We start from the raw sequence: 13,174 nt of genomic DNA, 5'->3' as shown, positions 1-13,174 counted from the left end.
GAACCGTGGCTGGGATCGCACCGCCCTGATCTAGATCAAGTACGTTGAGGCCAACGGCGTCGATGCTTCTATCAAGCAGGGAAGTCGCTATTCGATCTATCGAACGACGTCAGGAGATTGGCCATGAAGAATTTGATCGTTGCAATCGCCACCGGACTTGCCTTCACTGGACAGTGGGTGCCGCTAGTAGCGGCGGCTCAGGCTTCGCAGACGAAAGAAGCGAGTTCTGCTGCCGCGCCCAACGTCGCTGAATTTGATCGGCAATTGGCCCACGTCCAGGAACTGATGAAATCGATGCAGGCGCAGATGGCCCTGATCCGCAAGACGCAGGACACGCAGGAGCGACAAAGGCTGTTACAGCAGCACCGTGCAACAATGCAAAGCGCTATGACCGCCATGCATCGACTATGGGGGCCCGGCATGATGGGCGGTCGAGGGATGACGGGCGGGGGTGGAATGATGGGCCCGGGAATGATGGGCGGTGGTTGGGGACGCATGGGCGACTATTATTCGAACCTGACTCCGGAGCAGGTTCGGCGACGCCAATACATGACCGACCAGTACCTGGACATGCAACAGCAGATGATGAACAACATGATGTGGAATCAGCAGTACTGGATGGGACCGCCTGCGCCGACCAAATAAGAGCAAGGCGTGAGAGCGCGGACGTCCCACGCTTCATCCATCGGACACGGCATATGGCGGGCGGATCGTCGGCGCGCGTTTAGCATTGATTCGACGAAGGGATGTTCAAACCAGTAGTTCAGTCACATTGACGATGACGGCTCACGGTGGGCTGAATGCTGATCGGGAGATTTCGATGATTGACCTGACCTCGTGGAGAAGGAGCCGCGTGACGGACATGGCGGGTGCCACAATCGAGCGGCATATACAAAGATTTCGCCATCCGCTGAATCCTCCACCAGATGTTCATGTCGTTCCAGGCATCTCTGACCCGGACTGTAACGGAACCGGTCCATTTCTGCATGCAGTTGGCGGAGCACCGCTACAGTCTGCACATCTGAACGCTGGGTTGCCCTTCAGGCATTCTGTGCCCGGCGAACGTGATCTCGTGGATTCCCCGCCAAAATGGTGGTCACGTGCTGCATGGCTGCGTGGACGTGACCGGGAAAAGCAACGCATGTTCGACATGAGGGTGCAATTACGGGACGCGCTGGAGATACTGCCGCTCCCAGTTATTGTGATTGACCAGCGGGACAGGATCCTCTTTGCAACCTCGATGACTACACAGCTATTCGGGTACAGGACAGAAGAACTGCTCGGCGCATCGTTCGACATTCTGTTTCCGATGCTCGGCGAGTGGGAAGGGTGGCCCGCGGTCAACGAAAGTCGTTCTTCCATCAACGGCCCACCGGGCGCGACGAACAAGTTACTGCTTGCCAGGCGGCGTAATGGCAGCGGCTTTTTCGCGGAAGCCACCATAGTTCGATCCAACGTATGTGGCCAGGTCTTGCGGATCGCGACGATATCGGATCGCAGCGCGTGCGGCGAAGCCGAACAGAACCTGACGGAACTCGCTCATCTCGCGCGCGTTTCATCGTTGGGAGAACTTGGGGGCGCGCTTGCTCATGAAATGAACCAGCCGCTCGCAGCCATTTTGAGCAATGCGCAGGCGGCACAGCGCTTCATCGAATCAGGGATGGCCGATGCGAACGAGTTGCGTGAAGCGTTGAAAGATATCGTCGCGGATAGTTGTCGGGCGAGCGAGGTTATTCAGAAGATCCGTATGTTCATCAGAAAAGGGGATATTGAGCTGAAACTTCTGGACCTCGGAGATGTGGTGCACGATGTCGCCTTGCTGGTACGTAACGATGCGCTGGTCCGTGGTATTCGAATTAGCTTCGACATCGCCAGAAATCTTGCGAACGTTTGCGGCGACAAGATCCAGCTTGAGCAGGTCGTGCTCAACCTGCTGTTGAACGCCTGTGACGCCGTCAAGGAGTGTGGCATAGCCGAACGCGCGGTTGAAACAACCGTGTGCGGAGAACCGGGTGGCGGCGTGCGCATTACCGTGAAGGATTATGGTCAAGGTTTGACGCTTGGCAACATGGACCAGATATTCAGATCGTTTTACACGACGAAACCTCAGGGGCTCGGGCTAGGCCTCTCGATCAGTCGTAGCATCGTGACCGCACATGGCGGGCGTCTTTGGGCAGAAAACAACCCGGGCAAAGGCGCAGCTTTCCACGTCACGTTGCCGTCAGGCGGCACCTCGCAGATAAGCCGCGAGCGACGGACATGATGACCCAGGCAGGGAGCCGGGTTTAAGGCGCGGGCGTCCACGTGAGGTGGCTGTGATTTCGTTTGCTCCAGATCAATCCGGGTTGGCCGACCTTGCCTTATTTATTGTCCATTGAGATATTTTGGCCGGAGTCAAGCGATGGGATTTTTCCATGGATTATTTGGGTGTCATCGGGCGCACACGGTTCCAGATCTGAGGGCCAGGGAAGCGGTTGCTCGTGTTCTTGTCATGAACCCTGGACTAAAGTACGCGCGTCACTACGAAGCGAAGCTCACCCGGGCGGTGGCTCTGTCACTGCGCTATGCAGACGATCTTGTCGCTTCGCTGCAGCCGCTGCACGATGCCAATGCCGACGCATGGTCGTCCGATCCGGCGATTCGCGCCTTCTTTGCCACGCGCGACGATCTGGCTCAAGCCTTTAGCCGGTCGGAAACCTTGCGTGCTTATTTCGAGAGACACGCGAATTTGACCGAAGCATACGCGGTCCTCGGGATGGCGATGACCGAGCGGCACATATTGGGCGTCACGATGGAAGGAAACTCTGTTCGTCATGACGTGCCACAAACTACGCTGTGCTTCAGCGACCATCGCATCAGAATCTGCAGCGATTCCGAGGCGTCGTTACGCGCAGAGATTGCCCGCCGGATGATCGATCAACTGGCCCTGGAAGGCCTTGCAGGTCTAGCCGTGAGGCGACGCGATCTGGTGAAGCAATCGCGAGCCCTGATCGAGGAACGTGTCGCGCTGCTGGAACGTCAAGGAACGGGTCTGCGGGCGGTCATCGGCGCGCCTTTAAATGACGAATCAGCCGAGCTGGATCGGCTCCAGACGCAGATCAACGAGAATACGCAAACTCTGGCCACCCTCAGGGTGCCCGGGACGCAAGCCGAGCTCGAGCTGGAGTGCGTATGCAATGTGTTCTCCACGCCTTCCGATCACCTTTACGTTCAGCGCAGACTTTTGCGGCTCGACATGATGAACGTAGTCCAGCCCGAAGGGGGCGAGGCGGGGCAGGAAATTCAGTTCGACTTCGCACGCATTCCAGGCAATCCAGCCATAGTGCGAGTCTTTGTGCTTGTGCGGTTTCCGCGTCGGGAACTGTTGCCTGGCGGCCTGAACATCGATGCGGCGATGCGAGCGATCTAAGCCGGTCGATACAATTGCAGAAGACGAAACGGTCAGGGCCGGTGTTTAACTGTGCCGGCGGCACATTCCACCTGTCGATCACACCCAGCGAGGCAAAGGGATGATCGTAAGAATCACGTTGTTGCGCCGCATGGATCAGGTCGATTAAGACACACTCCGGTCAAGTCGCTGCATCGCAGTTCACCACGTGGCTAGTTAACCGGATTGAGCACCCGCTGAAGGATCCGTAGGTTGCGGACCCGTCGATCGGAGTATTGCCGCTGGTGCGCGGCCCGTCACTGTTTCAGGAGCGTCAGTGGACATTGAGTGGGATCGATTTTCGAAAGAAAGCGTGATTCGCTGCCCTTTGTACGAGAGCGAATCATGCTGCAGAACCGCTTGAAGAATTTGTCGCTTTCCTAACTGGAAAGCGAGGCGAATCTGTTCTTCCGTGGTGTCGCCCGCGCCGAGCGATTCGCAGATCACTTCATATGAGACCGCGAACGCGCGATAGCCCCACCCGAAACCATATGCCGAAAACCAGACCGTGGATCCGTCGGACAGGTCTGGCGCTGTAATCCAGATCATGGGTTGATTCATAGCGGCACTCTGCTGAATGACTCACGCGCTCAACCGACGATTTGCATGGGAGCAAACACCGTCGATGCATGTCTCGCGACCGACGCATGACTGATTGACAGAATAGGGCTCGCAGTCGGATTCCGCTTGATATAGGTCAATGCCCGGTCGGCGCGGAGAAATCCGGCAGTATGCTGCTGCCGGGGTGAATGTCAGTCAGGACCGGCGGCCATTGTGGGGAGGCGACATCGATCTGATTGACGTGGATCAAGAGGCGGGGGTACATACGCGCGTCTATTAGGGATTAGCACCGTAGGCAGCGGAGAACGGGCCGGAGCGCGGCGATGAATTTCTGCTGCTGGTTCGGCTAGCCCGCTATCCGCACGGATGCGTTCTAAAGAGAGGGGAGAGTTCAAAATGCTGAGCTCGCCAACATCGACACGCGTACTGTCCAGACAATTGCTCGATGTACTGATTCGCGCCGGACTGATCGCGGTGCTCGCCGTATTCTGTTTTCGGATCTTCGTCCCGTTCCTGAATCTGATGGTATGGGCGCTGATTCTTGCCATCACCCTCTATCCGTTGCAGGTTCGGCTGCGCAGCAGGTTGCCGAACAGGGGAGGCTTGATCGCGACGCTGATCGTCGCTGTCGCGTTCGGCATCATTCTCGTCCCGACTTACCTGCTAGGTGTCGCGGTTGCCGATTCGATCGAGCATGCGATCGCCGTGTTCCGCAGCGGCAGTTTCCGGATTCCGCCGCCGGCCGAATCGGTGGCCAATTGGCCGCTGGTGGGCGAACGGGTGCATGAGTTCTGGCAACAGGCTTCGACCGACCTCACGGGCCTCGCGCACAGGTTTGCCCCGCAGCTCAAGGGTGCAGGCCTTGCGGTGCTCGGCATGGTCACGGGTCTCGGTGCCGGGCTGGCGATATTCTTCGTTTCCCTCGTCGTGGCGGGCGTGCTCATGGCGCATGGCGAACATGGTCACGTCAGTGCCGTGCAGATTGCCTCGCGCATCTCCGGCCCGGAAAATGGTCCGAAGATCACCGATCTTTGTACGGCCACGATTCGCGCCGTGGCCCAAGGGGTGGTCGGCATTGCATTCATCCAGATGCTGCTGATCGGCATCGGCTTCGTCGTGATGGGCATTCCCGGTGCTGGATTGCTTGCTCTCGCCATACTGCTGATCGGCATCATGCAACTGCCTGCCACCTTGATCACGATTCCCGTAATCGTCTTCGTGATTGTCACCGAGGGCTTCAGCGCGGCAACGATCGGGTTTGCCGTGTATGTGTTTGTTGCGGGACTGGCGGACAACGTGCTCAAGCCATTGCTGCTCGGCCGCGGCGTTGCGGTACCGATGCCGGTCGTGCTGATTGGCGCGCTTGGAGGCATGGTTTCGGCGGGCGTCATTGGCCTGTTCATCGGGCCCGTGATGCTCGCAGTCGGCTATCAACTGTTCTGGCGATGGGTGAGAGACCAGCCCGTCTCCGAGTTGCCGGGAGAGAAGCTGAATACCGTGGTCAGCAAGACCGGACAACTGGAAGCGAAGTGAAGAGAAAGGACCCCAGGTCAGGTAGTCAGGTACTTCGTCGCTTGCACCGACGCACAGCGAGAGCGGCCGGAGATAACTACAACGCGCAGCGATCGCAGCCATTCTCCGGGCGGAGAACGGCTGCTCCAGATGCTCCAGATTAACCGCCGGTCGGCACGCGGTAGCGGATGCCCGATTCGGCCGTGCTCACGCGGGTGCCGGCCCCGCGTTCTTCGAGGATGGCCTGGATGTCCGACAGTGAGCCGATCACGGCGTCCTTGCCCGTTTGACGGGCAAACTCGATCGCCGCCTGGACTTTCGGGCCCATCGAACCACTGGCGAATCCGAGCCTTTCCAGTTCGTCCGGGTGCGCCTGTGCAATGGCCCGCTTGTTCGGCGAACCCCAGTCGACATACGCCGCATCGACATCGGTCGCGACGATCAGCATGTCGGCGGCCAATTCCTGCGCAAGAAGCGCGGAGCATAGATCCTTGTCGATGACCGCTTCGACGCCGATCAGGTTGTGATTCGCGTCGTAGCAGGTGGGAATACCGCCGCCGCCGGCGCAGATCACGATAGCGCCGCGTTCCAGCAGCCATTTGATCGGTCGGATCTCGAAGATATGTTTCGGTCGTGGGCTTGCGACCACACGACGGAACTTGTCACCGTCCGGGGCAATGTTCCATCCCCGCTCCTTCGCGAGACGCTCGGCTTCTTCTTTCTCGTAGACCGGACCGATTGGTTTGGTCGGATGCTGGAAGGCGGGGTCGTGCGGATCGACCTCGACCTGCGTCAAGATCGTGGCGAACGGCACTTCGTAAGGCAGCAGATTGCCCAGCTCCTGCTCGATGAGATAGCCGATCATCCCTTCGGTCTGCGCACCGAGAACATCGAGCGGATAAGTCGCGACTTCCTTGTATGCCGCACCCTGGAGAGCAAGCAGCCCGACCTGCGGCCCGTTGCCGTGCGCAATCACCAGTTCGTTACCCGTCGCGATTCGCGCGATCTGGCGGGCGGCGAGCCGCACGTTATCGCGCTGATTTTCTGCCGTCAGCGGTTCACCGCGCCGCAGCAAGGCGTTGCCTCCCAATGCAATCACGATACGCATCATGTAACCCCTTCTAATGGACGGCAAATGACGGTGGGCACAAGCGTTGGCGACGCTCGCGCCGCAACGTCCTGAGCGCGGCGAGCTGGCTATTCAAATATCGGCAAGCGTCGAGACAAGGATTGCCTTGATCGTATGCATGCGGTTTTCTGCCTGCTCGAACGCGATATTCAACGGCGACTCGAATACCTCCTCGGTCACTTCGACGCCGCCCGCAAGCTCTGGATATTTCTCCGCAATCTGTTTTCCGAGTTCCGTCTCGCTGTTGTGAAACGCGGGCAGGCAGTGCATGAACTTCACCTGAGGATTCTGCGAGGCTTTGATCAGATTCATGTTGACCTGATAGGGGAGCAGCTGTTGAATACGCTCGCCCCATGCTGCCATCGGTTCACCCATCGACACCCACACATCCGTGTGCACGAAATCGACGCCGTTGACGGCGGCCTTTGCGTCTTCCGTCAGCAGGATGCGCGCGCCGCTTTCCGCGGCGAAGCGCTGACAAGTCTCGATGTGCTCGGGGCTCGGCCAGAGCGCTTTGGGCGCACCGATCCGCACGTCCATTCCCAGCTTCGCGCCGATCAGCAGCAACGAGTTGCCCATGTTGTTGCGAGCGTCGCCAAGGTACGCATAGCTGATTGCCGTCAGCGGCTTGTCGCTGTTTTCCCGCATCGTCAGAACGTCGGCGAACATCTGGGTTGGGTGGTATTCATCGGTCAGGCCATTGAATACGGGCACGCCCGCAAATTTGGCCAGCTCCTCGACGATTTCCTGTTTGAATCCGCGATACTCAATGGCGTCATACATGCGCCCCAGCACGCGCGCTGTGTCCTTCATGCTCTCCTTATGGCCGATCTGGGAAGAGGTCGGATCGATATAGGTGACATTGGCGCCCTGGTCATACGCCGCGACTTCGAACGCGCAACGTGTGCGGGTTGAAGTCTTCTCGAAGATCAGCGCGATGTTCACACCCTTCAGGTGCTGCTGCTCGGTGCCGGTGTACTTGGCGCGCTTGAGATCGCGTGCGAGGTCAAGCAGGTACCTCAGTTCACGCGTGTTGTGATGCATCAGGCTCAGCAGACTCCGGTTACGCAAATTGAAAGCCATGGTTTTCTCCTTTAAGGGCCGATCCGGTGGCAGCCGGCTCCATGCCGGCGATGCCGACCAGTCAGTAGTCGATGGGATCTCGCACGATCGGGCACGTCATGCAGTGGCCGCCGCCGCGACCGCGACCAAGCTCACCCGCGGTGATCGTGATCACCTCGACGCCAGCCTTGCGCAACAAGGTGTTGGTGTAGATGTTGCGGTCGTAGCTGATTACGGCGCCAGGCTCGATGCAGACGACGTTGTTGCCGTCGTCCCATTGCTCACGCTCTGCGGCGAAGCTATTGCCCCCTGTCTCCACGACGCGTAATCTGGCTAGTCCGAGCGCCTCGGCAATGACATCGAGAAACGGCTTATCTTCGCGGCGAATGTTCAGCTTCGTCGCTGACGAATCATCGGCGCGTATTGAGAACGCGACAATTTCCTTCACGACCTCCGGAAACACGGTGACCAGGTCGCGATCACAGAACGTGAATACCGTATCGAGGTGCATGGCAGCGCGAGACTTCGGCAGGCCGGCCACGATAATTCTTTCGACCGCCCCTTTCGAGAAGAGACTCTGAGCGAGTTCGCCGATCGCTTGCCGTGACGTGCGCTCGCCCATGCCGACCACGAGCACCCCATTGCCGATGGGCATCACATCGCCGCCTTCCAGCGTGGACATGCCGTGATCGCGGTCCGGATCGCCGTACCAGACTTCGAACTTGTGATTCACGAAGTCCGGATGAAACTTGTAGATCGCCGTGGCCAACAGGGTTTCCTGTCGCCTTGCGGGCCAGTACATCGGGTTGAGACAGACGCCGCCATAGATCCAGCAGGTGGTGTCGCGCGTGAACAGGGTGTTCGGTAGCGGAGGCAGCACAAAGCCCGAGTAGCCGAGATACTGGCGGAACATCTTGAGCGTATTGGTCTCCGCCGTGTCGGGGATGTCTTCCGCAACCACGCCGCCAATCAGGAATTCGGCCTGCTTGCGAGGCTCGAGACCTTCGATCCACGCGCGAACCTCGTTCGCGAGTCCAATGCCCACGGTATCGGGCCGGACCTTGCGGTCGAGAATCCACTCGAGCGCGTCGGCGTTGCGTACCGTTTCGGTGAGCAGGTTGTGCATCTCCACGACTTCGACGCCGCGCTCTCGCATCTTGGTGGTGAAGTCGAAATGATCGCGTTTGGCCTGGCTGACCCAGATGACGTCGTCGAACAACAGTTCGTCGCAATTGCTTGGCGTCAGGCGCTGGTGCGCAAGTCCGGGCGAGCAGACCAATACCTTGCGCAGTTTTCCCGCTTCGGAATGGACGCCATAATTCAATGTCCCAATGCTCATCATGTGTCTCCCTGGATCAGAGCGTGAGGAAACCTTTGTACAAGCCGAATGCGGCGACCAATGCGCCGATCACGACCGCCACGAAGACGGCTTTTTCGACGGTAGTGAAGACTGGCTGGCCGGCTTCGCGCTTCGCCTTGGCGAACAGCAATGCGCCGGGCGCGTAAAGCAGGGCGGATAGCAGCACATATTTGAGCCCGCCCGCATAGAGCAGCCAGACGGCGTAGATCACTGCAATCGCGGCGATCGCAAGATCCCTGTTGCGCTGCTTCGGCTCGCTTTCGTATGTCTCGCGACGCCACGCGACTTGCAGTGCGTAAGCTGCGGACCAGAAGTAAGGCAACAGGATCATCGACGTTGCCAGATAGATCAGCGACAGGTATGTTCCTTTTGAAAACAGGGTGATGAGCAGGAATATCTGCGTCAGCCCGTTGGTCAGCCAGAGCGCGTTTGCGGGGACCTGCTTCGAGTTTTCCTTGCGCACGAAGCTCGGCATCGTGTTGTCGCGAGCGGCGGAAAAAATGATTTCGGCGCAAAGCAGCACCCACGAAAGCAATGCACCCAGCAGCGAAATCACGAGGCCGACGCTGATCACGACCGCACCCCAGTGGCCGACGACATGTTCGAGGACACCTGCCATCGACGGGTTTGGAAGTGCCGCCAGCTCGGGCCGCTTCATGATCCCGAGCGACAGCATGTTGACGAGCACGAGAACCAGCAGGACACCGGCAAAACCCACGACCGTCGCCTTGCCGACATCAGTGCGCTTCTCAGCGCGCGCTGAGAAGATGCTGGCGCCTTCAATGCCGATGAACACCCAGACGGTGACGAGCATCGTGCCGCGCACCTGATTTGCGACGCTGCCGAGCTTTGGACTGCTCAGACCGAAAAAGTCGCTGGTGAAGACATGCGCTTTGAACGCGAACAGGCAGATCAGGATGAATAGAATAATCGGCACCACCTTGGCGATCGTCGTGATCAGGTTGACGAAGGCGGCTTCCTTGATGCCGCGCAGCACGAGGAAGTGAACGCCCCAGAGCAGCACGGACGCGCAGGCAATCGCAAAGGGCGTATTACCTTCGCCGAAGATGGGAAAGAAGAAACCGAAGGTGGCGAATAGCAGGACGAAGTACCCGACGTTACCAAGCCATGCGCTAATCCAGTAGCCCCAGGCCGATGAAAACCCCATGTAGTCCCCGAAGCCTTGCTTGGCGTAGATATAGACGCCACCATCGAGTTGTGGTTTGCGGTTGGCGAGCGTCTGGAACACAAACGCCAGGGTCAGCATGCCCACAGCGGTGATGGCCCAGCCGATCAGCACGGCGCCGGCGTCAGCGCTAACGGCCATGTTTTGCGGCAAGGAGAAGATGCCGCCGCCGATCATCGATCCAACCACGAGCGCGGTCAGGGCGCCGAGATGAAGCTTCGGGGCGGAGGCGGTGGAAGGCTTCGTTTTTGCGCCAGAGGCAGGATGAGATATGGAATCAGACATGTAACGTCTCCTTTAAACACTTGCCGCGATGCCGGAGAATCTTTGGGTGATGATCTCGGCATACGGCGCTCTCAACTCTTTTGCGTGTGAACATCGGCAAGGCCACCTTTTTTGCGAATGAGTCGATGCCACATACCGATGAACGAAGTGAGCACTCGATATCAATTTTTTGCGGACTAAAAAAACCATTTTTGAACGATCGGCTCGCATCGGATGGGACGTGATCGTTCGGAGCGGCTCTGCCCGCATATGGAGCGTATGAGTTACTGGGATGCGCAGATTGACCTGAATCAACATCTGCTCCGGTATGCATAACGTTGGAAAAACATATGGTTTTCATCTGACGGGAGCAGTGGAACTTCGCATGGGACGCAGCGAGTTGGCCGCATAAATCTTCACGCGGTTGCGCGAGTGTGCTCGACGTAATGCGGTGAGAGATTAAATCGCCAGGCTAACTCGCGCGCGTCGGAGGTGGATTCGCGCTTGCGCTCCCACGGTCGCGCTCAGAGGCGTTTGTCGTTTCCCGGCTCAGCCACCGCGTTGATCTGTATCAAGCCTGTGGGTGGGCCTATTGCGTACTGTGGGATGAAGGACGATCAAGGAACTGCCGCAACCTTGCGGCAATTGCCGGATCACAGCGAGTGCGACGGACCGCGTACTGGAAAAGTGGCCCGCCAGTTCGAAGCTTCTCTAAAAGTCAGGCCTTTGAGACTTTCCCGGAAGGAGACACCGTGAAATCCCTATTGGCAACAGCCGTGGCCGCTGTGTTTCTGGACATGGGCCCGGCTAGTGGTGTCAACGTCGCAACGAATGACGTCTGCGCCCGTCGCTAACGCACGGATCTTCAGAGGCATACGCTCATGCAAGACCAGTCCTCGCCGCACCAAAGTCCCGGCCGTCGGCTTCCCGTTCTCGAATGGGTTCACGGGTATCAGAAGTCGTGGATCAAACCGGACGTTGTCGCGGGAGTCACGGCTGCGGCTGTCGTGTTGCCGAAGGCGATGGCTTACGCTACCGTTGCGGGTCTTCCTGTACAGGTCGGACTGTACACGGCACTTGTCCCTATGGTGATCTATGCGCTCTTCGGTACATCGAGGCCGCTGAGCGTCAGCACCACTGCAACGCTGGCTATTCTGACAGCGACCGCGCTCGGTCAGGTCGCGCCGGGCGGCGGCGCGGCCCAACTGGCCGTTGCCACTGCGACACTCACGCTGCTGGTCGGCGTATTCCTTGTTCTCGCTGCGCTTCTCAGGCTTGGATTCGTGGCGAACTTCATCTCCGAGCCGGTGCTGACAGGCTTCAAGGGCGGCATCGCCATCGTGATCGTGCTCGATCAACTGCCGAAGCTGATTGGCCTGCACATGGTGAAAAGTTCGTTCTTTCATAACGTCTATGCGCTCGTCACGGGACTTCCTCATGCATCGGTGGCCACGGTTGTCGTCGGGGTGGTGACAGTTGTGGTTCTGGTGGCGCTCGAACATTTCTATCCGAAGTCACCGGCCCCGCTCATTGCGGTGGCATGTGGGATCGCGGCTGTCAGCATCCTGGGGCTGCCGAAGTACGGCGTGGGGATCGTGGGCCACATTCCAACGGGGCTTCCATCGATTGTCATGCCTCAGTTCTCGCTCGTCGAGGCGCTCTGGCCCGCGGCGGCGGGCATTGCATTGATGAGCTTTACTGAAACGATCGCTTCAGGCCGGGCGTTCGCCCAAAGCGGCGAATCCGTGCCGCTACCGAATCGCGAGCTAATGGCGACGGGCCTTGGCAATGCAGCGGGCGCGCTGCTGGGTTCGATGCCGTCGGGCGGCGGGACCACCCAGACGGCGGTCAATCGCCTTGTGGGTGCGCATTCACAACTGGCGGAACTCGTGACGGCAGCCGTTACGTTGGGCACCATGCTCCTGCTTGCGCCGCTGATTGGTCTCATGCCGCACGCGACGCTTGCCGCAGTCGTGATCGTCTATTCAATCGGGCTGTTCAAGCCTGCGGATTTTCGCGCGATTCTCGCTGTCAGACGCATGGAGTTCCTCTGGGCTCTGGTTGCCCTCGCGGGCGTCGTGCTGCTCGGTACGTTGAACGGCATTCTGATCGCCATTCTTGTGTCACTCGTGGCGCTTGCGCACCAGGTGTCCGATCCACCCGTCTATGTGCTGCGACGCAAACGTGGCACGAATGTATTCCGGCCAGTATCTGACCAGCACCCCGACGATGAGGAGTTTCCCGGACTGCTGCTTTTGCGGCCCGAGGGGAGAATTTTTTTCGTTAATGCCTCGAACATTGGTCACAAGATTACGCCGCTCGTCGAGCAGACCCGTCCGACTGTGGTGGCGCTCGACATGCGCGCCGTTTTCGACCTGGAGTATACGGCGTTGAAGATGTTGACCGAGGCCGAGGAGAGATGCCGCAAAGTGGGGATTGCCGTATGGCTCGTTGGTTTGAGCCCGGACGTATTTGCCGTCGTGGAGAATGCGCCGCTCGGCAAGGCGCTTGGACATAGGCGCATGTTTCTCAATCTCGAGCAGGCGGTTACTGCGTGGCATGCACTGCGGGAAGAACAAGCCGTTGAGGAAGCCTCAGGTGGAGTCCAGCGTTGAGCCATCCATTAGCACACGACGAGGCAGTTGGCCGAACATGCATTGCAGAATGGACGAC

At 58.9% G+C, this 13,174-nt stretch carries 10 protein-coding genes; 5 read left to right on the top strand and 5 right to left on the bottom strand.

Annotation, left to right across the window (positions count from 1 at the left end):
- The first annotated feature begins 123 nt into the window (after positions 1-123).
- The 3 genes from ACZ9H4_RS24760 (at position 124) to ACZ9H4_RS24750 (ending at position 3,409) form a co-directional block, all read left to right on the top strand.
- Positions 124-645, top strand: coding sequence for a hypothetical protein (locus ACZ9H4_RS24760; RefSeq protein WP_408325482.1), 522 nt, complete (start codon positions 124-126; stop codon positions 643-645).
- A 175-nt stretch (positions 646-820) separates the two neighbouring features.
- Positions 821-2,263 (top strand): sensor histidine kinase, encoded by a 1,443-nt coding sequence (locus ACZ9H4_RS24755; RefSeq protein ID WP_408325485.1) that lies wholly within the window; start codon positions 821-823, stop codon positions 2,261-2,263.
- Positions 2,264-2,491: 228 nt separating this feature from the next.
- A complete protein-coding gene (locus ACZ9H4_RS24750; protein WP_408325488.1) occupies positions 2,492-3,409 on the top strand; it encodes a hypothetical protein in 918 nt (305 codons plus the stop codon).
- A gap of 195 nt (positions 3,410-3,604) precedes the next feature.
- Here ACZ9H4_RS24750 and ACZ9H4_RS24745 read toward each other — a convergent pair whose 3' ends face one another.
- Positions 3,605-3,988, bottom strand: a complete 384-nt coding sequence (locus ACZ9H4_RS24745; RefSeq protein WP_408325489.1) for a hypothetical protein — start codon at positions 3,986-3,988, stop codon at positions 3,605-3,607.
- Positions 3,989-4,384: 396 nt separating this feature from the next.
- Between ACZ9H4_RS24745 and ACZ9H4_RS24740 the strand changes: the two genes are divergently transcribed.
- Positions 4,385-5,521, top strand: a complete 1,137-nt coding sequence (locus ACZ9H4_RS24740; protein ID WP_408325492.1) for an AI-2E family transporter — start codon at positions 4,385-4,387, stop codon at positions 5,519-5,521.
- A 139-nt stretch (positions 5,522-5,660) separates the two neighbouring features.
- On the opposite strand, the gene arcC is transcribed toward ACZ9H4_RS24740, so the two are convergent.
- The 4 genes from arcC to arcD all read right to left on the bottom strand — a co-directional run bounded on the left by arcC (position 5,661) and on the right by arcD (position 10,522).
- The gene (gene arcC, locus ACZ9H4_RS24735; RefSeq protein ID WP_459252112.1) at positions 5,661-6,611 is read right to left on the bottom strand and encodes a carbamate kinase; all 951 of its coding nucleotides are present in this window, start codon (positions 6,609-6,611) and stop codon (positions 5,661-5,663) included.
- A gap of 90 nt (positions 6,612-6,701) precedes the next feature.
- A complete protein-coding gene (locus ACZ9H4_RS24730) occupies positions 6,702-7,712 on the bottom strand; it encodes an ornithine carbamoyltransferase (RefSeq protein WP_408147559.1) in 1,011 nt (336 codons plus the stop codon).
- Positions 7,713-7,773: 61 nt separating this feature from the next.
- A complete protein-coding gene (gene arcA, locus ACZ9H4_RS24725) occupies positions 7,774-9,030 on the bottom strand; it encodes an arginine deiminase (protein ID WP_408147561.1) in 1,257 nt (418 codons plus the stop codon).
- 16 nt (positions 9,031-9,046) lie between these two features.
- Positions 9,047-10,522, bottom strand: a complete 1,476-nt coding sequence (gene arcD, locus ACZ9H4_RS24720) for an arginine-ornithine antiporter (RefSeq protein WP_408147563.1) — start codon at positions 10,520-10,522, stop codon at positions 9,047-9,049.
- 860 nt (positions 10,523-11,382) lie between these two features.
- On the opposite strand from arcD, the gene ACZ9H4_RS24715 reads away from it, so the two are divergent.
- On the top strand, positions 11,383-13,116 hold the full coding sequence (locus ACZ9H4_RS24715; protein WP_408147566.1) for a SulP family inorganic anion transporter: 1,734 nt from the start codon (positions 11,383-11,385) through the stop codon (positions 13,114-13,116).
- Positions 13,117-13,174 lie beyond the last annotated feature (58 nt).

It is taken from the genome of Paraburkholderia sp. TE9906 (assembly GCF_056279605.1).
This window is presented reverse-complemented; position numbering and strand designations above follow the sequence as displayed.